Below are 25,072 nucleotides of genomic sequence, written 5' to 3'. Positions count from 1 at the left end.
CCCGGCATGACCAGCATCGGCATCTACGGCAACAACGGCCGCATGGGCCGCGCCATCGCGACGATCGCCGCATCGGAAGGTGTGGCGATCGCGGGTGGTGCCGACGCGGGCAGCGATCCGTTCCCGATCGCGCACGCCGCCGACGTTTTGGTCGATTTCTCGACACCCGCCGCGCTCGAATCGCATTTGGCGGCGGCGATTGCGGCACGCACCCCGATCGTGATCGGCACCACCGGGCTGCTCGCCACGCATCAGGCGCTGCTCGAACAGGCCGCGGACGTGATCCCGGTGCTCCAGACCGGCAATACCTCTCTCGGCGTTACGTTGCTGGAAATGCTGGTGCGCGAGGCAGCGGCGCGGCTGGGACCCGACTGGGATATCGAGATCGCGGAGATGCACCATCGCCACAAGGTCGATGCCCCCTCCGGCACCGCGCTGCTGCTCGGTGACGCCGCCGCGGCAGGGCGCGCGACGCGGCTCGCCGAGGTCCGCGTCGATAGCCGCGCCGGGCTTGTCGGTGCGCGCAGCGAAGGCACGATCGGCTTCGCCAGTCTGCGCGGCGGCTCCGTCGTCGGCGACCATATGGTGGTGTTCGCGGGCGAGGGCGAGCGGATCGAGATCGCTCACCGCGCCGAGGATCGCACGATCTTCGCGCGCGGCGCGGTAAAGGCGGCGCTGTGGCTCGCCGGCCGCGCACCGGGCCGCTATGCGATGGCCGAGGTGCTCGGGCTTTGAAGAAGGCACCATGAACCGGAAGACTGTCGCCGAATTCTACCGTCGCCTGGCGGAGGCCAATCCGCATCCCGAGACCGAGCTTGAATCGGTCAATGATTACACGCTGCTGGTCGCGGTCGTGCTGTCCGCACAGGCCACCGATGCGGGGGTGAACAAGGCGACACGCGCGTTGTTCGCACAGGTCGACACGCCCGCGAAGATGGTCGCGCTGGGGCTCGACGGGCTGAAACAGCACATCCGCACGATCGGCCTGTTCAACACCAAGGCGAAGAACGTCATCGCGCTGTCGCAGGCGCTGATCGACGAACATGCCGGCTGCGTCCCGCCGGACCGCGAGGCGCTGGAGAAGCTTCCCGGCGTCGGGCGCAAGACCGCCAATGTCGTCATGAACGTGGCGTTCGGCGCTGAGACCTTCGCGGTCGATACGCACATCTTCCGCGTCGGCAATCGTACCGGGCTGGCGAAGGGCAAGACGGTGCTCGCGGTCGAGAAGCGGCTCGATGCCGTCACTCCGGCGCCGTTCCGGGTCCATGCGCATCACTGGCTGATCCTGCACGGCCGCTACGTCTGCAAGGCGCGCAAGCCCGAATGCTGGCGCTGCATCGAGATCGACCTGTGCGCGTTCAAGCCCAAGACCCCGCCCCCCGTGGCCAAACCCGCCAAGGAGTGACGATGCGCCGCTCGCTGCCCGCCTCCGTCCTGCTGCCCGCCTCCGTCCTGCTGATCGCCCCCTGTCTACTGATCACCGCAGCGGCGCCCGCGCGCGATCGTCCTGTCGTGCCGGTCGCCACGCCGGCCGGCGCGCCCCGCACCTGCCTGCCGATCCAGGCGATCGAGGAAAGCCTCGTGCGCAGCGACCGCGTGATCGATTTCCGCACCAGCGGCCGCAAACTGTACCGCGTCACCCTGCCGCAGGGCTGCCCCGGGCTCGGCAGCGAACGGCGCTTCGGCTACGCGACCTCGATCGGCCAGTTATGCGCGCAAGACATCATCACGGTGCTCTACGCCAGCGGCCCGGCACGCGGCGCGAGTTGCGGCCTGGCCCCTTTCCAGCCGGTGACGCTCGCCCGATGACGTTTTGCACGTCGAAACGGGTAGCGCCCGCCGCGATCGCCTGCTAATCGGGCGCGACCGGCACCCGTAGCTCAGCTGGATAGAGCGCTGCCCTCCGAAGGCAGAGGCCACTGGTTCGAATCCAGTCGGGTGCACCACAAATCAACGGCTTAGCAGCAATTTATGGGGCGTTACGGCGGCCCCGTGCAAGTCATGTGTCAGCTACGCTGATCCGCCACCCCAAGAATCAGAAGCCCTCGCACCGGCGGCAACCGGTACGAGGGCGAGTGACCAGGCGCTTGGGAGCGATCGGTTCACGCCTTTTTACGTGAAGCCGTCCGGCGGCGCAAACGCGATCGCCAGCGCCGTTGAGATCATCACGACTGAGGCATGGCGTCGGCAGGTGTGCTTCGCCCGGGCCGCGAAGAAGTTCGGGTGAGCCACGCAAGCTATTGGGCGGCGCGGCAACAGCCCACCCGTCCGCTGGACAAGCTGGTCCTGATCGCCTTCGCAGATCACGCAGACAAGGCAGGAGAGTGCTTCCCGTCGGTGGCGGCGCTTTGCGAGTGGACCGGCTGCGACCGCAAGACCGTAATGAAGTCGACGGCCTCGCTGGAAGCTGCCGGGCTCCTGCTCGACACGGGTCGTCGGTGCGGCCGAACACGTCAGGTGAAAGTCTACAGGCTGCCGATCGAAACGGTCCCAGAGACGGCACCGGTAGAGCAAAGCGTCCCGAAAACGGGACCGTTAAACAGTACCGTTTTTCCCGAGAAAGAGTCCCAAAAACGGGACACGGAACCTCCCAAGGAACCTACTTCTTCGAAGACTACGTCTTCTCAGAAGAAGCGTGCGCGTGCGCAGCCCACTTTCGATCTCCCGGATTGGATCCCTGCCGATGCTTGGGAAGGCTGGCTGGAAATGCGTCACTCGAAGGGAGCGAGGGAAACCACCCGAGCACTGACCCTCGCAGTCGGCAAGCTCCGGACGCTGGCTGATGCCGGTCACCCGCCAGGCGAGGTCCTCGATCAATCGACCTTCCGCCTCTGGACCGACCTCTACCCGATCAAGGACACCAACAATGGATTATCACAGCGAAGCGGCTACTCTGGTCCGCACCAATCGGACCGGAGCGTACGAGGATCTCGGCCCGATCCGGCGCTCGACATGCTCCACGCGGCCCGAGCCGCTGAAGAAGCCGAACGTACCGCCGGCGATTGGCAGGCTGATCGCGGAGCTTGGCCTGCGTTACCGTCCTACCGCAGCAACTGATCTAGCTGCACATGGTGAGGCGCTGCGTCTTCTCGCGCTAGACGTTGCCGATTTGCCAGCTGACCGGCTCGAGCGAGCCATTTCCAAGTGGGTGCGGGCGGAACGGTGGATGCCGCGCGCATCCGACTTAGTCGCACTTTGTCAGGAAGATCAGCGTCGCAGTTTCGAGCAAACGTACGAGCCGGCGGCAGAACACGCGAGCTCGGAAGCTTTCGCGTGTATTCGCAATGCAGGTGCGTTGGCAAACCGCTCAAACATCGAATGGTATGTCGACGAGGCCGGTAACTCAGGGCTGCGCTACAAGCGTGAGCCAGTGTCGGCCATCGCACCAATCCATCCTGACCACGTGGACGCTCACAACAAAACCTTAGTGATCAAGGGCGCGACCTTTCGATACGACGTCGAGGGTTACCGCCGGGATCTCACGCCCGACGAGGAGGCACACCGGCGGCGCTCGGGAGGCGGCGTGATGCCGTGGCAGCGCTGATGGGCATGCTGAACGCCCTTGAGCACCCTCGATTAGAGCGCAGCACGTTTGCTACGCTTCACCGACCGACAAACAGGAGAGACCCGAATGCGTGCACCGAAGAGCGAACGGCTGGTGAAGGCTATGCGAAGCCAATCCGACGTAGCCAATCGTCAATTTCAGATGCTGTCTTCCGTCATGGCCCGTCAGAGCATTCTCGAGTTCGTTGTGCTGTATGCCCTTGGTTCTGGCGTTCTGCGCGACATGGCGGATGGCGATCGTGCTCGGTTGCGTCAGGCGATCGGGTCCGCTCGGGAGCATGCGGACAACGCTCCCGATTCCAGCGACAGCTTGCATCAATTCATCGACACGTTCGAACCTTACGCGCAGGTCTGATCCCGGCACCGGGCCGCAGCCACTGGCGATGGCCTGCTGCTCGGCACCTCTTACCCCGGGGGGGGGCCCTCAACTTAGCAGGTTCCCTCCCGTCCCGTACCGGTCCCGCTGCCACGCAGAGATTTTTTCTCCGTGGGGGAAATTGGTGCGGACTTTTTAAAGCCGGTTCAACTGCCGGCAACCCGCTCGCAAACCCGCCTCGCCCCGCTTTGTTCTACCTGGAGCCGGTGATGACTAGGCGGAGACTAGGCGCTGACCTTTCATCCACGAAGTCCACATCTTGTTTGAAAAGTACGCAGGCAGGTTGCCAGTGCGAACTTTGGCAACCTGTGGCAACCAACAAAAACCCGCAGAAATCCGCCACTTCGGCCATCGTTGAATATGGTTCGCTCTGGTTCGCACCTGCGAACTTTCGCGGACTTTCGCGAACCTAGCCTGAGGGGGGTAGCGCATGGCCCTCACGCCAGCCGAACGCGCGCGCCGATACCGGCAGCGCCAATCTGATCGAGTTGTGCTCTACCGCATCGCAGGTAACGACAGTCTGCTGCTGGCGCTGATTGAGGCGCGGCGGTTGACCGAGCGCGATGCGCAGGACCGAGCGAAGGTGGAAGATGCGCTTTCCGAGATCGTGCAAGAGTGGGCGCGCCGGTGGGCAAAATAAACCGTCACGCGTGACGAAACTTCGCCAGAAACGAAGGTAGAACGGCGCCATGACAAAGTTCTTTCTCCCGTCCGATCGCCCCGACGCAGACGTGCTGAAGCTGTGGCGGCAGCACGCCGTATCTGTCGCATCAGCCAAGATGCTTGGGATGCGCCCGGAGGACGTCGCCAAGCACTATTGGGGAAGCGACCCCGGCGTATGCGAGGCGCTGACGAAGGCTGCGACCGCGCCTGCCTCAAGCAATGGCTGGGGCGGGCAACTCGCTAGCGGTAAGGTTGTCGCGGCGTTCCTCGCCAGCCTCGCGCCCGCCAGTGCGGCGGCGCGGTTGTTTGCAGCGTGTGCGCGGGTCGACCTGACCGGGCAGAACGTCGCCGTGCTGCCCGGCCTCGGCAAGGTGATCCGCGATCCGGCGTTCGTCGCAGAAGGGCAGCCGATCCCAGCCGTCACCGGGAATTTCGCAGGCGCGACCCTTGGACCGCAACGGAAGCTGGCGGCGATCACAGGCATCAGCGGTGACCTCGCTCAATACTCGGCGGAGAACGCCCTGGATGTGATCGAGATGGCTATGCGGGACGCGGCTGCATCGGCGCTCGACGCCGCCCTGTTTTCCGACGCTGCCGGTTCCGATGCGCGCCCGGCCGGGTTGCTCGCTGGTGTCTCGCCGATCGCGGCGGCGTCCGGTGGCCCAGCGGACGCCATGGTTGCGGACCTCGCGGGACTGGCAGGGGCAATCAGCGCTGCCGGCGGCGGCACGGGCATCCTCTATTTCGCCAATCCGCGACAGGAAGTCGCCGTTCGGCTTCGCTCAGCCGCCTTCGCCGACGTGATCGTGCCGACGCCCCGGCTCGCGCCTGGCACTGTCGTTGCAGTCGAGACGAACGCGATCGCATCGGCCTTTGACGGGCTTCCGCAGGTGGACGTGGCGACCGCGACCGCGATCCATTGGGAGGACACGAACCCGGCACAGATAGCGACTGCTGGCAGCCCCAACGCCGTAGCCGCGCCGGTGACGAGCATTTTCCAGACGGCAGGCTTTGCCCTTCGCCTGATCCTGCGCTGCGCGTGGGCATCGCGGATGCCGGGCGCGGTGCAGATGGTGACCGGAGCCGCGTGGTAATGAGCGCGGAAGTCGAAAAGGCGCTTGCCGATCTTCGGCGACACTTTGCACCGCTGAAGCCGAAGTCGATCGCGGATAGCGCCCGCGACGCGGCGGCGATGGCGAAACTATCGACGCAGGATCGCATCCTCTGCGAGCTAGATGGCCTGAAGGGCGCGATGCTGCGCCGTGAGGAGCGGCTGACGGACACCCTCCTGATTGTCATCGACCATCTCGCAGGCCGCTTGGCCGACCTGGAAGAGCAGGTGACGCAGCCATGATCGAACTCGCGGCGGTACTCGCCGAGATCAGGGCTGTTGAGGCGGACGGCAAGGAGTTGCTCACCCGTCATCAGCAGGAGTTTGACGCGCTGCTGCTTCGACAGCGTGCGGAAGCTCGTGCGAGCCGATCGCGGCTGTCGCGCCTTGCGAACCTGGTGGAGGCAGGCTGATGGACGAGGACAACGCCACACTCAGCGCCGAGTTCGCGATCGACTTCGGAGCCGTGTTCGGCGGTTTCAAGACGCTCGACGATGTGGTCGGCAAGACCCAGGCGAACATCATTCGCGAGTGGGAGAAGGTGCAGAAGGCGGTTCGGGGCGGACTTAACGTCCGCGAAGCTGGCCTCCAATTCAGCACCCTCGCGAACGCGGCGGATCAGGCCGGCGACACCGCGTCGAAAGCCATGGTCCGCATCGAGCAAGAGACGATCCGCCTTACCAGCCGGCTTGAGCGGCAAGCGACTGTGTTCGGGAAGACGGCGGCGGAGGTGCGCGCGTACGATGCGGCCATGAAGGCGGCGGCGGCGCGGGACCTGGGCGCCGGCGCGGCGGCGGATAAGCTCGAGGCGGCGGCGGCGCGATTGGCAGCGCTTGAGGCGGCCGGCAACGGCGCGGCGCGGGGCATGAAGAGCACCGGCAGCGCTATGGCAGCGATCGCGCCCCAGGCGCAGGACGTGTTCACGCAGGTCAGCATGGGAACGAACGTGCTGAACGTGCTGGCCATCCAGGGCGGGCAGGTCGCCAGCCAGATGACCTATATGGGCGGGGCGGCCGGCAAGTTCGGCGCCTTCATGATGGGACCTTGGGGCTTGGCCCTGACCGCAGGCGCGCTGGTGGTCGGCACCCTCAGCAGCAAGTTGCTCGACAATGAGGACGCGGCGAAGAAGGCTGAGGAGGCGATGAAGACCTTCCAGGCGCGCCAATCCGATATCGGCAACTTCATCGACGACACGACCGGTCGGCTGGTCGAGCAGAACAAGACGCTGGTGCTGAACGCCGTACTGACGCGGCAGGCTCAGCTCGCGGCCAACGACAAGGCGATGAGCGAGGCGCGCGCTGATACCTTCCGTCTCGCGCGGAACCAGCTCGACGTGAACGCGCCGATCGCCGGCAGCATGTCCTCGGGCGCGCCGGTCATCATGCGCATGACCGACGCCCGCGTTACCGCGGCAATCGCTAAGGCCAACGGCGACGTCGGCAAGCTCGTGGACACGATCGGTGCGCTGGCGCGAGCAGATCCGAAGCTGGGCAAGCTTGCGCTGCAACTGAGCACCACGGCCGGCGGCGCGGTGCTGGCCAGTCGCGAGAACGAGAAGCTTCGCAAGGAGCTGGCGATGCTCGCGGGCGGCGCGACGGGCGCGGCGCGCGCCTCCGCATCCCTCATTGAGAAGCAGGTGGCGCTGGCCACGGCCACCACTCCCCTCGCCCGTGCGCGTGCCGAATTGGCGCTGGTGCAGGAGCGTGGAGCGGCGGCGGACAAGGCAGGCGGCAGGGCGCTGGACGTCTACCGCTCGGACCTCACGCGTGCCACGCAGGCCGTCAATGCGGCGGAGGCGGCGCAGCAGGGCGCGCGCTCGGCCGTGCGCGATCACAACAAGGAATTGCGCGAGCACCGCGCCGAGTTGAAGCTGGCCGAACGGGCTGTGCGAGAGCTTCAGAGCACATACGAGAGCCTGCAAGGGCGGTTCGACCCGGCAGGCGCGTCGCAGCGCGGATATCAGACGGCGCTGGCCGAGATCGAAAGGGTGCGCAAGGCGGGTCTCATCACCGACGATCAGGCGGGCGACTACCAGTTCGGTGCGATCCGGGAAGCCGCGGAGAAGGCGAAGCAAGCCGTCGCGGAGTTCAAGGGCGAACTCGACAGCATCCCCGCGATCACCACCACGGTCGACCTGGAGGTAAAGGGGCTCGACAAGCTGCTGGGCACGAACGTCAACGTCTTCGAGGCTATCAGCAGGGACGCCGATCGAGCAGCGAACGCTATGTCGCGCGCCTTCGGTCGCGCAGGCGATTCGATCGGTGACGTCGTGTCGATCCTCGGGGATTACGGCGCGCAGCAGGATCGCATCGCGCGCGCTGGCCTGTCCCGCGAGCAGGAGATTCGCGAGAGCAGTCGCTTGCGCCTGGCCAACACCACGGCGCTCGCGGGCGCGGCGAAGGGCATGTTCGCGGAGAATAGTCGCGGCTACGCGGCCATGGCGGCGGCAGAGAAGGCGCTGACGCTGGTGCAGCTCGCGCGGACTGCGGTCGACGTGGCCGGCGGCGCAGCGCGCATGTTCGCCAGCCTCGGGCCGGCAGGCTTCCCCGCGGTCGCCGCGATGCTGGGCGTGATGGCCAGCGTCGGCTTCAGCGGAGGCGGTAGCAGCGCCAAACCCCCCGCGAGCAACACCGGTGCCGGGACGGTATTCGGCGACAGCACGGCGCAGTCGGAATCGGTCGTGCGCGCCATCGACGACCTGAAGGGCATCGACCCCCTGCTCGGCAGCTCCCGCGAGATGGCGTCAACGCTGCGATCGATCGAGGGGCGGATCGGCGGGCTGGCCTCGCTGGTGGTGCGCGCAGGCAACGTGAACGCGGACTCGCTCGTGTCGACCGGCTTCCAGACGAACGCGATCGGATCGGTGCTCAAGGCCATGGTGCCGATCTTCGGCGGCGCGCTGGCCAACCTGTTCGGCAGCAAGACGGAGGTGACAGGCAATGGCCTGTTCGCCGGGCCGCAGTCGGTCGGATCGGTGCTCAACAGCGGCTTCGACGCGTCCTACTATTCGGACGTCAAGAAGACGTCCAAGTTCCTCGGGATCACGACCGGCACGAAGTACAGCACGAAGTACACGGGCGCCGATGCCGGCCTGGAAAATCAATTCACGTTGATCCTGTCGGACTTCAATAAGGCGATAACCGCGGCGGCGGGGCCGCTGGGCGTGGCAACGAGCGATATCCAGTCGCGGGTGAGCGGGTTCGTCGTCAATCTTGGCCGCATCGACCTGAAGGGGCTCACCGGCACCGAGATCCAGGAGAAGCTGACCGTGGTGTTCGGCGCGGCTGCGGACGGCATGGCCAGTTCCGCGTTCCCTGGTTTCGAGCGCTTCGCCAAGCTCGGCGAGGGCATGTTCGAGACGCTGGTGCGCGTGTCCTCGACGGTGGAACAGGTCTCGGGATCGCTCGACCTGCTCGGCACCGCAGCGCGGACGCTGGGCATCGATGCGAAGGTCGGACTGGCGGCGCAGTTCGATAGCGTCGGCGACCTCAACAGCGCCGTCGGCAGCTATTTTGAGGCGTTCTACACGCCGGCCGAGAAGAACGCGGCGCGGTTGGCGCAGCTCGGCAAGGCGTTCGTCAGCCTGGGTGCAACGATGCCCGATACGCTTTCCGGCTTCCGCGCGCTTGTGGAGGCGCAGAACCTGACGACAACTGCCGGGCAGGCAACGTTTGCGACCTTGCTGCAACTCGCTCCCTCCTTTGCCGAGCTGAAGAAAGAGATGGACGGGGCGCGATCGGCCGCGGACGTCCTGTCCGAGCGGCAAGCGCTGGAACGGCGCTTGCTGGAGTTGAAGGGCGAGACGGCAGCCATCCGCGAGCTCGACCTCGCTAAGCTCGACGCCAGCAACCGCGCGCTTCAGATGCAGGTGTGGGCGACGGAGGCGGCGCAGGACGCGGCGAAGGCTGCACAGGATCTGCAGGACGCATGGAAGGGCGTCGGCAGCACCATCATGGACGAGGTGCGCCGCATCCGGGGCTTGGGCGCGGCGGACGTCGGCAACGGCTTCGCGATGTTGCAGGGGCAGTTCAACGCTGCGTTGGCGGCGACGCGCGGCGGCGACCTCGACGCGGCCAAGACGCTCACTGGGTTGTCACAGTCGCTGCTGATGGCGGCCGGGAACGAGGCAACCAGCCGGCAGGAGCTAGACCGAGTGCGATCGCAGACGGCTTCCGCGCTGGAGGCGATCGCCGCGATCACCGGCAGTCGCGGCGGGCAGTCGGACACTGAGCGGTTTATGGCAGCAGCAGCGGCGGCGCAGGCGGCGGCAGCGCCAACATCGCCGAGCACCGACCAAACGGACGTTGTCAGGGAGCTCAAGGAAGAGATCGCCGGACTCCGCCGCGAGAGCCAGATGCAGCTTGCCGAGATCGCCCAACACACTCGCATGACGCGGCAGGTCCTGCGCGATGTGACGAACCAAGGTCAGGGACAAGCCATCAGCGTGGTGCAGGCCGCATGACGGTCACGATAGAAGGGCGTGAGGCGCTGCGGCGGAAGCTTCTCGACCAGCTGCCGCGCCAGATCGCGAAGGTGCTTAAGGGCGCGGCGCGTGCCGGCGGCAAGGTGATCGCCGACGAAGCGCGGCAACGGTGCATCAACGACACGGTGCGCGGCACGATCAAGGTCAAGGTGGTGGCGTCGGCAGACAGCCCGAAGGTCGCGGCCAAGATCCACACAGCCGGCCCGGGCGCTTACCTCGCCCCTTGGGTCGAGTATGGCACGAAGCCGCATATTATCGCCGTGCGCGACGACAGCGACCGCAGCGGGCTGAGCGTGAACGCGATTAACCGCGGCGTGAAGCAGGGCACGCTGGTTATCGGGGGCGAGGCAGTCGGGCCGATCGTTCATCACCCCGGCGTCGCCCCGCACCCCTTCCTGCGGCCTGCCGTCGACACTGCGGAAGGCGAGGCGATGGCGGCGGCGCAGCGCTACATAACTTCACGGCTTTCCGGCTCCGTAAAGGAAAGCGAGGATGCGGCGAATGATGCTCCTAGCGGATAGTCCGGAATGGAAGGTTGCGCGTTGAATCGCTCACCAGCATTATCTCGAAGTTGGAGTGCAATTCCCGCACGCACAAAGGATTGAAGGGTTCAATCATGAGATATTGGCGCGTCTGGATATTGATGGCTGCGTTGCTCCTCTACGCCTGCGACAAGCCGACGACAGTCGAGCTTGTGGCCGCCGGCAAGGCCGAAGTCTGCACGTCGCCGGAAGTCCTCGAACAGCTCAACACCGCTATTCTACCGGGTGGGACCAAGCCAGGAGTCAGCCTGATAGCTGTAGAAGCCACTGCCTTGCGCAGCCAACCAGAGGAGAAGGCAGTAGAGTGCGCTGCCTCTATGCGTATCTCTCGTGACGGTAAAACACCTTGGTCGTCTACTGCAATCGATGTTGCCTACCGAGTACAGGTTGATTTAGTAAACCCACGCAAGATTACGCTTTTCGGTTCGTTTTCGCAGGCAAGCTACTCAGCTGCGATCGTCCTACGAGCCCTTCGAGTGACTTAAACCCTAAGTTTGAGCTTAATCCCCTCAATATGACTGGTCGGCAGCCGGCCCAGCCTCCACTAAGCTAATCGACCAGAGCCGGAGCAGGCGGACAGCGCGATCTGCGCCCCGGTCATGCGGTAGCGGTTGCACATAAACAGGTATTGGCACGATTACCTCTTTATGCCTACGATGTGCTTCTATGAAGCATTTAGGGAGCGCCGATTTGCCTGCGAAGGGGTTCTATAAATTCGTTGAGCACAAACGCCTCGATGATGTCGCCTCGGGGGTGTTTGCCTTTGGATCGCTATACTACTACAGGCTGCTAGAATATCTAAGCGGCAGCCGCTTCATAGGCGACGCCAATGAAGGTGTCACGTCACACCAATTTCCAAGTATACATGTCGACAACTCGGAGAAGCGTGCTTTAGCTTTAGAGCAGGGCGTTTTCGTAGACGAGAAATCAAATGCCTCTATCTCAATAACGCATATTAACGAAGATAACGGCTTTGTTCTTAGTTTAGCTTATGGCCGCCTTGCTGACCTCGCACCTGTCTTCGCTGCTGAGCATGATGGATATCCCGGCTACAATTCTGCCGTGAGAATTTCGGACATAGAGGCATTTACGAAGCTCCTTCCTGAAGCTCAAATTATCTTCCCTAGCGAGCTAAGCGGCAAAACTGTTGGGCAGGTCTGCTCGCAAATTGGGCATCGGGGGGTGTCTTATGAGAGCGCCTCTTTCGTCGGCCTGCACCGTGACGCCCGTTACGGCAGTGCCTTCATCAAGAACCCATTTTTTGAAGAGCAAGCAGAGTATAGGATCAGGCTGTCTAACGATAGCCATATCGATGTTGATCGCCTTGTTATCAGAATGCCCCATGAGGCAGAAAAGCTTATCGAAATCGTACTTAGGGGAGCAGATTCGCCGACGAAGCTAGGATCTTCCGAAAATCTTGCGGATTTGCTCCGAGAATTTAATGATGTCGTAGTAAGGCTGCAGCGTCCGCCCAACAAGCACTGGGAATTTGCCGCTCACGTCACCGCCTACGACACGCATGGTATCGACAGAATCGTTAAAGAAAAATTTCGAGCCTCATACCACCGCAGGATGCTGGCTGCGTACTGGAATGAGAGAACTAGCGCTCCGCAAAGCCGTTCGTTTGAAGATGCGCTAAAAGAAGGAGAGTGGCGAAGCATCGTTTTCTATTATCGGCCCCTTTAGGTGCACAACGATCATGCCAGTTCATCCTCGATTCGCCGAACCTCAGCATCCGGAATGCGGATCAAAGTACCAATCCGAAAATGGCCGATCGCGCCGGATTGCAGCTGTTTGCGGATCACGCCTTCCGAGCAGCTCCAACGTTCGGCTAAGGCTGTGACGCTGTAAGGCGGCGGGATCGCGGTGAAGCTGCTTGAGGGCGGGTCGCTAGTCATTGAGGGTCCGGCGCATAGCCTCTCGCCGACTCATCGGCTAATTCGCGGCAATCCAGGCACCGAGCAAATCGGATCCGGTGGGTGCAGTATGGGCGATCGCGCAGGGGGGGGGGTTACCGTCCCAAATCGATCATCATTGCCGTAGCCACCTGCCACAGCTTGTCGGACCGGTCATTAAGGCAAAGTTGTCTCGCACGAGTGACAAGTGTCGCCGCGGATGAGTCGGATACAGCGCCGGGCAGATCACTAGCAACGTGGTGGACCTGATTCATTGCTTCTGCCGACATAGCCGCACCCGAGAGGTAGCCTAGAAGCCACTGCATATTGGGTTGATTGACGTTGAACGCATTGTTGTCGAGCAAGACCGAGCAATCGGCATAGCCACCGCCAACAATTGGCTCGGCTCCCGCTGTAGGGATAGCCATCAGTAGCGATGCTACGGCGGCGGCTTTTAAGACGGATCTCATATCTGCTTCCCCGGAAGTTCTTCGGGCAAGCTAGCGCGTCTGCCGAGGCGGCCCTAGCGTGATAATTTACAGTCGCTTGTTCCGACTCGTTCGAGCTAAGCGAGCGTTGGGCTGGTGTGGCCCGCCCGCCCCGGGCATACTGAACTCATGCGTCACACCTTCATCCAATTAGCGCGCGAATTTTGGATCCCGGCGGTAATCGCCGGTAGCTGGACAGCTTGGAACGTGTACTCTAGCCAAGCTATGGGGGCTTCGCAGATAGTGGCGGGCTTCAGCGGCTCATTCTTTTTGTCGTCTTGGGCAACCGGTCAATTTCTTCGGGTAAAGAAACAGGCGAAAGCTGAAAGCTCTTTTGCTCTTATTGAGCAAAGAACAAGTTTACTTCTCGATCGCCTCGACACCTCAACAGATAGGCTGGAAGGCGTGACGACAGGGGGCGACGCTTTCTGTTACTTTTCTCCAAGCTTTGCTCAAGGAAATGTGCAGGTGAATCCTTTTCTGGTCCATAGCGGCGAATATCCAGTCTACGATGTTAGAGTTTGGATGATTAGCCCAGAGGAGTTCCATCTCGCCGGAGCGGGAATAAACCTGGGTCTTGGATATTTAACTCCGGGCACCGGCAGAACGATCTATCAGATCGCACCTTTTATCGAGGATTTGGACTTTCAATTTACCGCCAAGAACGGACTCTGGACACAATTGATTAGGGTCCGAGGTGGTCTAATTGCTTATGCGGTGCTGCGCGGTAGAACGCACCCGGCTGACCTTCTAATCCACCAATACCCGGACGGATTCCCGCTTATCGGGGAGGATCTTTTCGACGTTAGACTAAGAGAATCCGCTCTCACTAGCGATTAGGCGAATGCTATACAGCTATGAACTAGCCATTTGCCTACCAGAGGTGCTGCAAAGTCTCGGAGATCTGCTCCTCTATCATAGCAATTTGCTCCTTTAGTATGTTATGCCAATCTTGCGATGTTAGAAACGCTGCCGAACGGCGCGTCTTTACAAGCTCACTGAGCTTTAACAAAGACGCTGCGGCTTTCACGTCATCGGTATATTGAGATAGAGCGTATATGCGAGTTTCGGCAATTTGTTGCTTAACTCCGGGTAATTGCTGACGAGATGAGGCGTCATCAATCAGCCGCTCGTGCTCAGCCATGCTGAGTCGTATCTCTTCAAGCGCCAGCGTCGCTGCATCGACGCCGCTTACGATTGGTTCGTTGTGCCTCGCCCGCTGCTCCTCTAGAACACGCAGCTCCGCCGCTTCGGAGTCGAGCCGGCGCTGTTCAGCGGCAGCTGCATTTGCCTCTTCGATCCGCCGTGCGTTGGCTTGGTCGGCAGCCTTTTCGCGCGAGGCGGCTTCTCGCGCGAGCTTACCCGAGTACCAAATAGCAGCCACAGCACCGACAGCTTGCACAGCTGCCGCGCCGGCCGAGATCCATGCAGTCGCATCCGCCATCTTCAGGCAAGAACTTGGCGTAAGAGCGTACGGATCGCTTCCGGGCGCGACGGCGTTGGCTCTTGATGGGCGATCCACCCGTCGAGCGCCGCAAGCTGATCCGGCTGTAGGCGGACCTGGATCGGCACGCCCTGCCCGATCGCCGGGCGTCCGCGTTTTTTTGGTTGCATCTTTTCAGTTGCGTTCATCATTTCTAGCAACCATAAAAGGCGAGCCAGCGCAAGGCTCCTACACCTCGCGCCGGCTCTGACCACAACCGATCCTATGGAGATCGAAATGGCTACAAGTCTCCTACAGCCGGCCCGTGTGCCGGCCAAGCCCGCGTGCGTGTCTATCGGTGTCGCTATGACACGTAGCGACGCACCACACTTCCCTGCGCCCGCCGGCAGCCTCGCCGCCAGCTTCGGGAGGCGCGCATGAGCCCGGCGCAGAAAGATGCCGCAAGGCGGCTCGCGGGAGTGGCGGCAGACGCCGCCTTAAACGTCACATCTGTCGCCGCAGTTCTGGCCATGGCAAGCGGTTCTGGGGACCGCGATGACCTCGCTTCTGCAACGGTGTGCGCGGAGATCGCACTCGCTCGCGTGAGTGAGATGCTGTCGGGTCTCGAGGCGGCCCTCTACAAAGATGATCTGGGGACAACGTCATGAGCCGAGACGATCAGGCGAAGTCGGCGCGGACACTCGCTGAACGTGCATCGATGATCGGCGGCATGGCGGCGATGCTCGCCAAGTCGCTGCACATCGATGTTGCGGGATCGTCTGCAGCTTCGGCGTGCGAGGGGCTCGGCTACCTCGCCGACCAGGTAAGCCTCGACCTTCACGACCTTTCCGACGCGATCGAAAGGAAGCCGGCATGACCGTCGACGACAAAGAAGCGCTGCACGCCATCAAGCACCGCCTCCGTGGCGCAGAGGGCGTTCTGCGCATGATGCTGAGCCATGACAAAGGCGAGAACATCGAGGCAGTTCGCGGTGCTTATTGCCTCGTGGACGAAAGCCTCGATGGTCTGTCCGACTGGCTGAAGGCGCACGAGCGCGCCTGACGCCCTGCCCCGCCCCTTCGTCCGAATTACGGACGATCGTCGGCGGGGCAATGGCATTGCCCCGCCAAACGCACGATAGTCCTTTACATCAAGCGCACGATGTGCTTTTAGAATGTTATGAACCCGCAATCCCAGCTTTACACCCGAGCCCAGATCGCGACGCTGACCGGGGTCGACTCCTCCACGCTCAACTACTGGAACCGAGAGGGCCTTCTAATCCCTGCTGAGGGCGGGACAGGTAAGGGCAGCCATAGGCGCTTCGATTGGGTGCAGGTGAACATCGCAGCAATTCTCGGTGAGTTGCGCGCCTTTCGCCTGAATATCTCATCGTTGCGCTCACTAGCTGCGCTTCTGCAATCAGCTGCGCAATTAGGCGCGAAGCGAGAACTGCATCCTTCAAATTATGTGACGGCAGCACGGCTCGCTACGCAGCTGTCCCTTTTTCGCGCGGGAACGCCCGTTCCGATCAAGTTGAGGGGACCGTACGACAAGCCTCCAGCGGGTCTTCGTGGGAATGCATACGGCGACTGGCTGGCGGCCAGCCGGCCGGCTGAGTCGGAAGACGAGGTCGTCAACAAGGTTTTATGGAACTGCGAGCACGACAGCCATGAAGCGATCCTTGCCGTTGCCGAGAGGCTCGGCCCTGGCAAAGAAGATCTTGCCAACCTTTACGGTGACCTTGTCTACGACATTCTCGCACCAGGCTACGCTGGCTCATACAGTTGGCTGCTAGCGTTGAACCCGGATGAAAGTTGGCGCGTCGCGTTCGGCCAGGACGGCTCGTTCTTCGGCGGTATTAACGACCAGAATCCCGAGGACTTCGGCACGGCAATTTTCATCCCTGTGTCCGGCGCGTTTCAGCGGGTTTGGGGGCTCAAGTCGCCAGCGTACTACAGGCGACAGCGAGAGGCAGGACGTATCCAGCTTCGCCTTGCTCGTGCGGGGATCGAGGCCGAGGTGCGACTTGGTGAGACCGAGGACGATGACTTCGACATTCATGCGCCCGGTGTTGATCCGGCAGCGATCGCGGCAGCGCTAGGAACAGGGTTCGAGCAAGTTGAGGCAGCGGGTGCGGCATCGTGACGGGCCGTTATCAGACGGCCGAGCAGCTAGCCGAGACAATCGGCGGGATTTCCGCACGCACTGTGCGCACGATGCGCCATCAAGGTCTCCCAGCGGTAAAGCTGGGCAAGGCTTTCCTGTTCGACCCTGACAAAGCGCTGGCGTGGATCGCAGCGCGTGAGGAGATCCAATGCCCCGCCCCAACCTCGGCGCCCGCATCGAAGATATTGACGGGCGACCCTCACTCTACATCGTCTGGTACGAAGGGGGTCAGAAGCGGCGCCGCAGCACTCGCACGACAGACCGCCGAGAGGCTGAAGCGCAGCTTGCCGAGTTCATTCGAGAACGGCACATCGCCGAGCGACCGAGTGGTCCCGCTGACCCAAGCGCTTACCCGATAGCGTTCGCGCTTGATCTCTATGCGACCATGCATGCGCCGCACACCGCCGATCCTGCGCGGATAGCCTATGCGCTGGTACCGCTAATCGAGTTCTGGGGCGACCAGACAGTCGATGCGATCACCAAGCAGACCTGCCGGGCTTACGCGACGTGGCGCAAGCGCGCGCCGGCGACGATGCGCAGAGAGCTGACAACACTCCGGGCCGCGCTCAACTTCGCTCACGAGGAGGGGCGGCTTACCCGTGTTCCGCACGTCGAGTTGCCCGAGAAGCCTGAAGGTAAGGATCGATGGCTGACACACCGCGAAGCCGCTCGCCTACTCAACGCCGCCAGGACCGGCCGCGGTGACGTTCGCCTCTACCTACCGCTCTACATCGTCATCGCGCTCTATACTGGTGCTCGACCGGGCGCGATCCTGGATCTCCGCTGGCCTCAGGTCGACCTCGATAACGAACGCATCGATTTTGCACCGATCGGCACCCGTCGCACGACAAAGCGCCGCGTTCGGGGGCAGCCCATTCCGTCGCGGCTAGTGACCTTCCTCCGCTTGGCTCGAAAGCGCGGCGATGATCTCGGCTACGTGGTTCACGATAGCGGCGCGAGAATCAAAGATATCGGTGGCGGCTGGGACGGTACCGCTGAGTCGCGCGGCAACGGCAGCTTCGGCTCCGCGTGCAAGCGGGCCGGCCTGTCAGGCGTGACGCCCCACACGCTGCGGCATACCTGCGGCACTTGGATGGCGCAGCGAGGCGTGCCGCTTCACCTGATCGGCGGCTGGCTCGGGCACACCGACACCCGCACAACCGAGCTCTACGCGCACCACCATCCGGACTTCATGCAAGACGCTCTCAAGGCGGCGAACAGGCGATGAGCGCCGTGCAAGTTATGTGTCAGCTTCGAACGTCAGTTCCCGCCCTGTTCACGCGTCCAAAGGAGGAACGCGCTATGAAAAACCGCAGAAAAGCGGCAATCCCGAGCCCTCCGAAGGCAGAGGCCACTGGTTCGAATCCAGTCGGGTGCACCAGCTTTCCAAGGAAAGCACCACCAGCCCCTGCCGATCCTTGCGACAACGTGCCCGAGCATGCGCGTACAATGGCGGTGCGGGTGGCGGCCGCAAGCCTGCGACGGGCATTGTCTGCATTTTCGTGCCGGCGCGGCGATGCAGTGACGATCGGCCGGATTCAAACCGTCCCCGACAGACGATGGACGCTCCAGTGCGCGAATGCGTCGCCGCTGAATGTTCTCGCGCACTTCCCGGACAACGGAGGGTCGGAGACGGCCCCGCACCATCGCCTCGCGGCTATCGCAATCCGGCGGATCGTTCGGGGTCGGCGTGAGGCTGTCCCGGAGCGCCAGCGCGCAGCGGAACATACGCTGGACGAGATCCGCGGCGCGGTAACAGTTTCGAAAGTTCCTGCCATCAAGGAGAGTTCGCACGACCACGCCCGATTGATGCCGTGCGTAAGGATGGAAGGTGGTCTGGGTCGTGCCAGACGAGCGGTAGCAGCAGCACCGTCTTCGTCGTTGGCGGACGTTGCCAGCCATGAAGCGCCCCGGAACATTGCGGCGGCGCAGCATTACTACACCAACCTAACCACCGGTAAATTCACGACTTTACGATGCCACCGTGATACGACTCGGTTAAATGCGGGGGAAAGCATGATGGAGCGGCCAGAGCAGGACACGCACGGGCTTAAGGCTGGCTCAGCTTCGTCGGCGTCGCAACTTCTGGCTCCGATGCACGCCGACCGGGAACGTGATGGGGAAATCGCGACGGATCACTATCGGCTCAGCGTCGAACTTGCGCATCATATCAGCTGGAGCGCAGATCCGAGTGGGGCAATACGGACGGTCAGCTCGCGATGGGAGAAAATCACCGGCATCGACCGGGCCCGGGCGCTCGACAGCGGATGGGTCGACGCGTTGCACCCGGCCGACATCCAGCAGACACTCGGTGCCTGGGAACACGCGATCGCCACCAGCTCCCCCATCGAAATCGATTACCGACTACGGTCCCATGACGGGCACTATCGATGGTTTCGGTCGCGCGCGTCGCCGCATCTGAACGAGTCGGGCCTCGTTCTGGCCTGGTTCGGTACACTGGAGGATATTCACGACCGCAAACGTGCCGAGGAAGCGTTGCAGGTCAGCGAGGAACGCTTCCGTCTTGCGGCGCAAGCAGCGGGGATCGGCATCTGGGATTATGATGCCGTGCTTCGGCATCTCACGTGGTCGGACGAATTTCGGTCGATGTTGGGCCTCGGGCACGGCGTAGCGGCCGATCCGGCGAATGCGCTGGCGCTGGTCATCGAGGAAGATCGGCCGCTGCTGCAGCGGCTGATCGATGCTCTTCCCGACGGGAGTGCGGCTGCGCGTTTCGACGTGACGCTGCGGATCAGCCGGGCTGACACCGGCGCGATCCGCTGGATACAAACAAGCGGATGGCGGGTGAAGGCCGCCAATGATCGTATCGAGCGTGTGCTGGTGACGGTCCGCGATGTTACAGAGCGCGTCACGGCCGAGCAGCGGATACGTTGGGCAGCGGAACACGATCCGCTCACGGGGCTGGCTAATCGCACGGCGTTCAGCCTCATGCTCGAAGAGGCGATCGCAAGGCAGGACGGCGACTGTCGTACTGTGCTGGCACTCGCCTTGTTCGATGTGGATCATCTGAAGGACATCAACGATACGATCGGGCATGACGCTGGCGACCGGCTCCTGTGCACCGTCGCGGACCGGCTCGGAAACGCTCTGGGGCAAGAGGCGCTGGTCGCCCGCCTCGGGGGTGACGAATTTGCGGCAATCGTGGAGGCGGACACCATTGAGGCCGCGCAGGAGCGCTTCGCCGCGGCGCTGAAACTGCTTCGCCAGCCGGTGGAGGCGGAACTGATGACCATGGATTGCCAGGCGACCGCCGGCGCCGTCGTGTTCCCCCGCGACGGGCGCAATGCTCCCGATCTACTAAAGTCCGCCGACATAGCGCTTTATGCCGGCAAAGCCGGCGCGCGCGGAACCGTGTCGATGTTCAGGCCGGAGATGCGCGCCGGGATGCAGCGCCGCGCGTCGATGTTGTCGCTGGCTCGTATGATAACGCGCGACGATCGGGTCATGCCATACTACCAACCCAAAGTGAGGCTTACCGACGGTAGCTTGTCGGGCTTCGAGGCGTTGCTGCGTTGGCGGCACGATACACTCGGGGTCCAGGGTCCGGACACGATCACCGCTGCCTTCGACGATCTTGCGATCGCAGGCGCGCTTGGCGAGCGGATGCTGGAGAGGGTGTGCCTGGATCTGGCAAGATGGAGAACCGACGGTGCGACACTCGTTCCGGTTGCGGTGAACCTCTCCTCGGCCGAGTTCCGACGTGGCGACCTGTTCGATCGCGTCATGGCGCAGTTGCGGGCCCACGATCTACCAGCGAACCTGATCGAGCTGGAAGTAACGGAAACGGTGTTTCTGGGGCGGGGAGGCGAAATGGTCGGTGACACGCTGGCCGCGTTCCACCGCGCGGGGATCAGCATCGCTCTCGATGACTTCGGCACCGGCTATGCCTCGCTAAAGCATCTTCGCGACTTTCCGGTCGATACCATCAAGATCGACCGCGGCTTCGTGGCAGACCTTTTGGATGATCCTGGCGGCGCGGCAATCGTCGATGCGGTCTTGAGTCTGGCGCAACGACTCGGCGTCACGGTCGTCGCCGAAGGGGTGGAGACAGAGGCCCAGGCGGCATATCTCATGGCCCGCGATTGTCCTCTGGCGCAAGGATATCTGTTCGGACGTCCGATGCCGGCCGACCAAGCGGCCGAACTCCTTCACGCGCGGCAGCCGGCGATCCGTCCCTGAACGATGGGCGAAGCCGACGCATCGGGCCACCTGATCTGATCCATCACCAGCTGCCGCAATGGGCGGCCTCCTCGCAATGGATCGTAGCGCAGCGATCATTGCGGCGCGCGAGGTCGATACTCCAGACGCGCATCTGACGTGCTCACCACCCCCGTCCGGTCCAGATGCCCGAAGCCTCGGCCGGCAGCGATGGCCACTCGATCATAGTGGATACGCAATATCCGCCTCGGACACCGGCCTATCCGCCACAGTGCAAGTGAGGTGAAAGCCGCGCAAGTCCGCGTTGTAATTTCCCATGCGGTCGCCGCCGCAAAACGTGTAAAGAGGGGTGGGCGCCTCGCCCAAAAGGAAACGAGCATGGCGAAGAGCCAGCGCAAGTCGAGCAAGGAAATTCGGAAGCCAAAGGCAGAGAAGGTGAAAACCATCGCGGCAAAAGCGTCGTTGAAGGAGAATCCTGTCTCGATCGTGACAAAGCTGAAATAATCACGCCACAGCTCAAGACGCGGGATCTCAGGCCGATCGCGCACGGATTGCTGAAACAACCGTCCGGCGAGGTCACCTGAGCCCTCCCGCTCCAGCACTCGATGCCCCGATGTGGACATCGCCGACTTCTTCGTCGCAGGCTTGGCCGCCTGAGGAACTGTGTGCTTCCGCTTACCGGCAGGACGACAACCGATCAACATCCCCTGTCGTCCGCGCTACTCTATGTAACGCTGTGGGGAGCGCAAGCGGCCGCGATCGTCCGCACTTACACGTCACAGTGGCCACCGCTGCTTGATGCAAAACTCACCGGAGAATGACCATGTCGCGAGCCATCAACGTGACTGCCACGCAAGCCGAGGTCCAGGCACGGGCGGCGGCAAGCGGAGTCTCCATCAGTGCAATTGAGACGATCCCGGCAGGCGGAACCAGGGTCGTCTTCACGCACATCGCGGACGCTGAGTTGATGCGCAGGATGTTCGCCGACGAAATGATTGCCGGCACGATCGTCCGAACGCCATGGGTTCAGAATGGCTGAGGAAGACGCCAGGGCCTTGGCGCACCGTCGCTGGAAACAGTCCGACATCACCACGTTGCGAAACCGCTTGGCGGCAGGTGATGACCCGGCGGAGGTCTCACGCCTGCTCGATCGATCTCCTGAAAGCGTGCAGCAGATGATGGACCGTCTGCGGCTTTACTGATGCTTGCGGTTGCCGCTGAGTGGCGGCGCACCGCTGGCTTGTCGCCGGGTTGGTGGAAACATGGGCATGCTGCGTCGCCAGAGTTTCGCCGGTCCGGAGGCGCGTTAACCGGAAATTCTTGGGTATGGGCCACATTGGCAGGATGGTTATGTCTCTCCATCAGCTAGATGACTCGGACCGGGCAGGTGTCGCGGCGCTGTCCGGCTACGGTATCCTCGATACCCCCAACGAACCTGAGTTCGACGAGATCGTGAGAGAGGCTGCACGGACGTTCGGGACGCCCATCGCGCTGATCTCACTGCTCGATGAGAACAGGCAGTGGTTCAAGGCCAAGGTTGGTCTCGAACCATCAGAGACGCCGCGCTCGATTTCTTTCTGCACTCACGCCATTCGAGGACAGGGCGTATTCTCGGTGCCCGACACGACCGTCGATGACCGCTTCTCCTCCAATCCGCTGGTGACGGGAGATCCCGGCATCCGCTCCTATGCCGGCGCACCGCTGAGAACGCCCGATGGTGTGGGTTTTGGCACCCTCTGCGTGATCGGCACACAGCCGGGAAGAGTTCTGACAGCCGAGGAGACGGTGAAGCTGGAGAGCTTGGCCGTCAAGGTGATGGAAGCGATGGAACGACGTCGGCAGGCAAGTGTGTCAACTGCCCATTGAGGCGCCGTCGAACCTCGCGGTGTTCGCCTTCCTGACGGTCATCTCAGACACTCTAGTGGCGCCGATCCATCCGAAGGCGACGCTAGCCCTCCTCGACGAGGAAGACGAGGACCGCTGGCTGACGTGCTCGTTCGACGATCGCGTCGCGTTGGCCAGACCGTTCTCGTCGCATTTGCTGACGGTCGGGCAGGACGGAGCTGCGGGCTGGCAGCACGAACGCGCTGGCCTCGTCTGCGACTGATCCACCCGCCAGCGCTCGCTTGCCGGATCAAGACGGATGAAGCTGCACCGGGCACGCGAAAGGCCGCAGGATGGCTCCCGCGGCCTTTATCTACACGATCACTGATGACGTCAGACGAGTTGTAGCGCGGGCTTGCGACGCATCGCATAACCCACGACACCGAAGCCCAGAAGCATCATCGCCCAGGTCGCGGACTCGGGAACGGCAGACTTAACGGCCGTGATCGTCAGAGCGACCTGCCTGCTACCGCCAGAGATACCGGGGTAGCCGATCCGGGGGATCATGCTGCACTCACCAGTATCTCCGCCGCAGGTCTGGCTCGCGAACAGGTTATAGGTGCGCGTAGCATTCTTGAAAAGCAGACCGCTCTCATCGATCATCGGCTTGGTGCCGGTGGGATAAATCAGGTTCGAGGCGTAGTACGGACCTTTTTCCGGATCTGCCGCCACGAGTGAGACGGCTGGTCCCCCGAACTTCCCCGTCATCGACGTCACGAGATAGCCTGCAACGCTTTGGCCCGTCGGCGGCTCGTCGATATCATAGCTGAAGGGCTGGTCCGTTGTCGTCAGCATGCCGGCACCCGAAAAAGCGCCGGTGATTTTCCATTCGAAGACAGCAGCCTGCACTGGAAGCGCCAGAACACCCAGATAGAGCGCGAGCACGGCCGCGCCGATTTTTGCTAGCATTTATATGTCCCCCTCATAACGTCTTGCCGAGGGCAAAGACATCGACCGGGTTATTTCCGGCGCCGCCCTCTCGTAAGATGACTGGGCCGATAGGCGATCGGGAATTGCAGGTCGCGGGGAATTTACTTGGTTGGGACTACCGGCCTCCATCCACGGGATTCCAGGTTCGCTGGCCGGGCAAGGTGGAGCCATCGGCTCTCAAAAGACGCGGTTCGCTTCTTTTTCTACGATCCCGATCCGCGACTTGCGTGCACGCGTCGCCTGCCGGACAGAGCGCCTGACGATCAACCTTCCTGGATCTGCAATGCACATTGATTCGCGCAGCTCCATCCCGAAGATCGCCATGGACACGTCCGCCCTGCCGGAGGACGAGCAATTCGCATACTGGGCCGCGCATTCGCGGGGCGCGCGACTGCAACAGGTTGTGCCGGGGCCTTTTCTCGCGCGCGGCGACCTGTGGAACCTTGGCGGGCTTCAGATCACCTTGATCGAGGTCGACCCCTTCGTCGCGGTACGCGACCGGGCGCTCGTCAACGCGGTCGAAGCCGATTACCTGCAACTCGTCCAGCTAATCGAAGGCACGATGTCGTTCGAGGCGGATGGCGGGACGATGGAACTGAACGCGCCGGTTTCGTTCCTGCGCGACTATAGCCAGCCCAGCACCGCCACATCGACGCGCATCCGCTGCCTGATTATGTACTTCTCGCGCGATTTCCTCGAAGAGGTCGTAGGTCCCGTCGCCGCACAGGGGCCGCTTGCCCCGGTTCCCGAGCTGACCTTGCTGCATGACGTGGCGCTGGAGATGATCCGGTTCTTCCCTGTTGCGACGGCGAGTAGCGCGCCGCTCTATGCAACTATCCTGCGTGATCTCGCCGCCTCCGCGATGATACAGGCGGGCGCCAACCGGCGTACCGAGCATATCTCCTTGCTCGCCTCGGCGAAGGCCTATGTCGCCGCGCAACAACCAGGATCGTTGTCGATCGCGGGCATCACCACTGCCCTCGGTATCTCGCGATCTGTATTGTACCGCTTGTTCGAGCGCGACGGGGGCCTTCTTGCTTATGATCGTATGCGGCGTCTTCGCGCTGCTCACCGCGCGGTGAGCAACCCGCTTAACACCAGCACGCTCAACGAGCTGGCCGCGCGATATGGCTTTCGTGACAAGGCTGCGCTGTTGCGGAGCTTCCGCAAGGCTTTCGGGTCTACGCCGGCCGAGGTACGTCAACATCGTGCCCACAGCGTCAGCCCGGAGACAGCGACGCCGTCAGATCAGATCCGGCATGCGATCGAAAGCATCGACTAGCCGCCCTCGCCCGGACATGCGGCGATGAGAGGAAGCGAGCCGACGGGATGGCCGGCAATGACACCCGGCGCGCGGCGACGTGCCGC

General features: G+C 62.8%; 30 protein-coding genes, 1 tRNA gene and 1 pseudogene. 26 read left to right on the top strand and 6 right to left on the bottom strand.

All coding sequences use genetic code 11. The features are described from left to right. Nucleotides 1–6: 6 nt before the first annotated feature. The 15 genes and pseudogenes from dapB (at nucleotide 7) to SPHPHY_RS21880 (ending at nucleotide 12,425) form a co-directional block, all read left to right on the top strand. Nucleotides 7–735, top strand: coding sequence for a 4-hydroxy-tetrahydrodipicolinate reductase (gene dapB, locus SPHPHY_RS0106035; RefSeq protein ID WP_022685805.1), 729 nt, complete (start codon nucleotides 7–9; stop codon nucleotides 733–735). A gap of 10 nt (nucleotides 736–745) precedes the next feature. Then, nucleotides 746–1,405 carry an endonuclease III gene (gene nth, locus SPHPHY_RS0106030; protein WP_022685804.1) on the top strand — a complete coding sequence of 220 codons (660 nt, stop codon included), beginning with the start codon at nucleotides 746–748 and terminating at the stop codon, nucleotides 1,403–1,405. A gap of 2 nt (nucleotides 1,406–1,407) precedes the next feature. Then, the gene (locus SPHPHY_RS0106025; protein ID WP_043129955.1) at nucleotides 1,408–1,809 is read left to right on the top strand and encodes a hypothetical protein; all 402 of its coding nucleotides are present in this window, start codon (nucleotides 1,408–1,410) and stop codon (nucleotides 1,807–1,809) included. 60 nt (nucleotides 1,810–1,869) lie between these two features. Next, nucleotides 1,870–1,946, top strand: a tRNA-Arg gene (locus tag SPHPHY_RS0106020). Nucleotides 1,947–2,178: 232 nt separating this feature from the next. Then, nucleotides 2,179–2,409, top strand: a pseudogene (locus SPHPHY_RS22780) (helix-turn-helix domain-containing protein); the annotation flags it as partial. Nucleotides 2,410–2,866: 457 nt separating this feature from the next. Beyond that, the gene (locus SPHPHY_RS22475) at nucleotides 2,867–3,544 is read left to right on the top strand and encodes a hypothetical protein (RefSeq protein WP_231370367.1); all 678 of its coding nucleotides are present in this window, start codon (nucleotides 2,867–2,869) and stop codon (nucleotides 3,542–3,544) included. An 87-nt stretch (nucleotides 3,545–3,631) separates the two neighbouring features. Further along, entirely contained in the window at nucleotides 3,632–3,919 is a 288-nt protein-coding gene (locus tag SPHPHY_RS0106005; protein ID WP_156025042.1) for a hypothetical protein, read from the top strand. A 451-nt stretch (nucleotides 3,920–4,370) separates the two neighbouring features. Then, entirely contained in the window at nucleotides 4,371–4,580 is a 210-nt protein-coding gene (locus tag SPHPHY_RS21895; RefSeq protein WP_156025041.1) for a hypothetical protein, read from the top strand. 373 nt (nucleotides 4,581–4,953) lie between these two features. Next, nucleotides 4,954–5,697 carry a phage major capsid protein gene (locus SPHPHY_RS0105995; protein WP_196802131.1) on the top strand — a complete coding sequence of 248 codons (744 nt, stop codon included), beginning with the start codon at nucleotides 4,954–4,956 and terminating at the stop codon, nucleotides 5,695–5,697. Further along, complete coding sequence (locus SPHPHY_RS0105990) at nucleotides 5,697–5,957, top strand: hypothetical protein (RefSeq protein WP_022685797.1); 261 nt, start codon at nucleotides 5,697–5,699, stop codon at nucleotides 5,955–5,957. Before SPHPHY_RS0105995 ends, SPHPHY_RS0105990 begins: the two co-directional genes overlap by 1 nt. Next, nucleotides 5,954–6,127, top strand: coding sequence for a hypothetical protein (locus SPHPHY_RS21890; protein ID WP_022685796.1), 174 nt, complete (start codon nucleotides 5,954–5,956; stop codon nucleotides 6,125–6,127). Before SPHPHY_RS0105990 ends, SPHPHY_RS21890 begins: the two co-directional genes overlap by 4 nt. Further along, nucleotides 6,127–10,176 carry a phage tail length tape measure family protein gene (locus SPHPHY_RS0105980; RefSeq protein WP_022685795.1) on the top strand — a complete coding sequence of 1,350 codons (4,050 nt, stop codon included), beginning with the start codon at nucleotides 6,127–6,129 and terminating at the stop codon, nucleotides 10,174–10,176. The genes SPHPHY_RS21890 and SPHPHY_RS0105980 overlap by 1 nt, the downstream gene beginning before the upstream one ends. Further along, nucleotides 10,173–10,718: an HK97 gp10 family phage protein gene (locus SPHPHY_RS19515; protein ID WP_022685794.1), complete on the top strand. Its 546-nt coding sequence runs from the start codon at nucleotides 10,173–10,175 to the stop codon at nucleotides 10,716–10,718. The genes SPHPHY_RS0105980 and SPHPHY_RS19515 overlap by 4 nt, the downstream gene beginning before the upstream one ends. Before the next feature lie 95 nt (nucleotides 10,719–10,813). Then, nucleotides 10,814–11,224, top strand: coding sequence for a hypothetical protein (locus SPHPHY_RS21885; protein WP_156025039.1), 411 nt, complete (start codon nucleotides 10,814–10,816; stop codon nucleotides 11,222–11,224). Between the two features lie 181 nt (nucleotides 11,225–11,405). After that, a complete protein-coding gene (locus SPHPHY_RS21880; protein WP_156025038.1) occupies nucleotides 11,406–12,425 on the top strand; it encodes a hypothetical protein in 1,020 nt (339 codons plus the stop codon). Nucleotides 12,426–12,436: 11 nt separating this feature from the next. Here the strand turns inward: SPHPHY_RS21880 and SPHPHY_RS21875 are convergent, their stop codons facing one another. Both SPHPHY_RS21875 and SPHPHY_RS21870 read right to left on the bottom strand, forming a co-directional pair. Next, a complete protein-coding gene (locus SPHPHY_RS21875) occupies nucleotides 12,437–12,637 on the bottom strand; it encodes a hypothetical protein (protein WP_156025037.1) in 201 nt (66 codons plus the stop codon). Between the two features lie 113 nt (nucleotides 12,638–12,750). Further along, nucleotides 12,751–13,104, bottom strand: a complete 354-nt coding sequence (locus SPHPHY_RS21870; protein WP_156025036.1) for a hypothetical protein — start codon at nucleotides 13,102–13,104, stop codon at nucleotides 12,751–12,753. Nucleotides 13,105–13,251: 147 nt separating this feature from the next. On the opposite strand from SPHPHY_RS21870, the gene SPHPHY_RS21865 reads away from it, so the two are divergent. Then, complete coding sequence (locus SPHPHY_RS21865) at nucleotides 13,252–13,962, top strand: hypothetical protein (RefSeq protein ID WP_156025035.1); 711 nt, start codon at nucleotides 13,252–13,254, stop codon at nucleotides 13,960–13,962. Between the two features lie 34 nt (nucleotides 13,963–13,996). Here SPHPHY_RS21865 and SPHPHY_RS0105970 read toward each other — a convergent pair whose 3' ends face one another. Together SPHPHY_RS0105970 and SPHPHY_RS21320 are read right to left on the bottom strand one after the other, a co-directional pair. Further along, entirely contained in the window at nucleotides 13,997–14,566 is a 570-nt protein-coding gene (locus tag SPHPHY_RS0105970) for a hypothetical protein (protein ID WP_081645255.1), read from the bottom strand. Nucleotides 14,567–14,568: 2 nt separating this feature from the next. Then, nucleotides 14,569–14,757, bottom strand: a complete 189-nt coding sequence (locus SPHPHY_RS21320) for a hypothetical protein (protein ID WP_156025034.1) — start codon at nucleotides 14,755–14,757, stop codon at nucleotides 14,569–14,571. Between the two features lie 452 nt (nucleotides 14,758–15,209). On the opposite strand from SPHPHY_RS21320, the gene SPHPHY_RS0105960 reads away from it, so the two are divergent. The 5 genes from SPHPHY_RS0105960 to SPHPHY_RS19505 all read left to right on the top strand — a co-directional run bounded on the left by SPHPHY_RS0105960 (nucleotide 15,210) and on the right by SPHPHY_RS19505 (nucleotide 20,911). Continuing rightward, a complete protein-coding gene (locus tag SPHPHY_RS0105960) occupies nucleotides 15,210–15,422 on the top strand; it encodes a hypothetical protein (RefSeq protein ID WP_022685791.1) in 213 nt (70 codons plus the stop codon). Beyond that, complete coding sequence (locus tag SPHPHY_RS0105955) at nucleotides 15,419–15,607, top strand: hypothetical protein (protein ID WP_022685790.1); 189 nt, start codon at nucleotides 15,419–15,421, stop codon at nucleotides 15,605–15,607. The genes SPHPHY_RS0105960 and SPHPHY_RS0105955 overlap by 4 nt, the downstream gene beginning before the upstream one ends. A gap of 117 nt (nucleotides 15,608–15,724) precedes the next feature. Continuing rightward, a complete protein-coding gene (locus SPHPHY_RS20905) occupies nucleotides 15,725–16,690 on the top strand; it encodes a MerR family transcriptional regulator (RefSeq protein ID WP_022685789.1) in 966 nt (321 codons plus the stop codon). Between the two features lie 169 nt (nucleotides 16,691–16,859). Next, the gene (locus tag SPHPHY_RS0105945; protein WP_022685788.1) at nucleotides 16,860–17,939 is read left to right on the top strand and encodes a tyrosine-type recombinase/integrase; all 1,080 of its coding nucleotides are present in this window, start codon (nucleotides 16,860–16,862) and stop codon (nucleotides 17,937–17,939) included. Between the two features lie 221 nt (nucleotides 17,940–18,160). Then, nucleotides 18,161–20,911, top strand: coding sequence for an EAL domain-containing protein (locus SPHPHY_RS19505; protein ID WP_081645254.1), 2,751 nt, complete (start codon nucleotides 18,161–18,163; stop codon nucleotides 20,909–20,911). A 95-nt stretch (nucleotides 20,912–21,006) separates the two neighbouring features. On the opposite strand, the gene SPHPHY_RS22240 is transcribed toward SPHPHY_RS19505, so the two are convergent. Then, nucleotides 21,007–21,513, bottom strand: coding sequence for a hypothetical protein (locus SPHPHY_RS22240; RefSeq protein ID WP_196802130.1), 507 nt, complete (start codon nucleotides 21,511–21,513; stop codon nucleotides 21,007–21,009). 194 nt (nucleotides 21,514–21,707) lie between these two features. On the opposite strand from SPHPHY_RS22240, the gene SPHPHY_RS0105925 reads away from it, so the two are divergent. The 4 genes from SPHPHY_RS0105925 to SPHPHY_RS0105910 all read left to right on the top strand — a co-directional run bounded on the left by SPHPHY_RS0105925 (nucleotide 21,708) and on the right by SPHPHY_RS0105910 (nucleotide 22,997). After that, nucleotides 21,708–21,929: a hypothetical protein gene (locus SPHPHY_RS0105925; protein WP_022685785.1), complete on the top strand. Its 222-nt coding sequence runs from the start codon at nucleotides 21,708–21,710 to the stop codon at nucleotides 21,927–21,929. After that, nucleotides 21,922–22,092, top strand: a complete 171-nt coding sequence (locus tag SPHPHY_RS21850; RefSeq protein ID WP_022685784.1) for a hypothetical protein — start codon at nucleotides 21,922–21,924, stop codon at nucleotides 22,090–22,092. Before SPHPHY_RS0105925 ends, SPHPHY_RS21850 begins: the two co-directional genes overlap by 8 nt. Before the next feature lie 142 nt (nucleotides 22,093–22,234). Further along, nucleotides 22,235–22,756: a GAF domain-containing protein gene (locus tag SPHPHY_RS0105915; RefSeq protein WP_231370366.1), complete on the top strand. Its 522-nt coding sequence runs from the start codon at nucleotides 22,235–22,237 to the stop codon at nucleotides 22,754–22,756. Between the two features lie 19 nt (nucleotides 22,757–22,775). Further along, nucleotides 22,776–22,997: a hypothetical protein gene (locus tag SPHPHY_RS0105910; RefSeq protein ID WP_022685782.1), complete on the top strand. Its 222-nt coding sequence runs from the start codon at nucleotides 22,776–22,778 to the stop codon at nucleotides 22,995–22,997. A 110-nt stretch (nucleotides 22,998–23,107) separates the two neighbouring features. On the opposite strand, the gene SPHPHY_RS0105905 is transcribed toward SPHPHY_RS0105910, so the two are convergent. Further along, a complete protein-coding gene (locus SPHPHY_RS0105905) occupies nucleotides 23,108–23,683 on the bottom strand; it encodes a PEPxxWA-CTERM sorting domain-containing protein (protein ID WP_022685781.1) in 576 nt (191 codons plus the stop codon). A 130-nt stretch (nucleotides 23,684–23,813) separates the two neighbouring features. Between SPHPHY_RS0105905 and SPHPHY_RS20900 the strand changes: the two genes are divergently transcribed. After that, the gene (locus SPHPHY_RS20900) at nucleotides 23,814–24,986 is read left to right on the top strand and encodes a helix-turn-helix transcriptional regulator (protein ID WP_156025031.1); all 1,173 of its coding nucleotides are present in this window, start codon (nucleotides 23,814–23,816) and stop codon (nucleotides 24,984–24,986) included. Nucleotides 24,987–25,072: the final 86 nt, after the last annotated feature.

The organism is Sphingomonas phyllosphaerae 5.2 (genome assembly GCF_000419605.1).
GTDB classification, from domain to species: domain Bacteria; phylum Pseudomonadota; class Alphaproteobacteria; order Sphingomonadales; family Sphingomonadaceae; genus Sphingomonas; species Sphingomonas phyllosphaerae_B.
The sequence above is the reverse complement of the archived record's forward strand: the minus strand, read 5'-3'. Positions and strand labels throughout refer to the sequence as shown.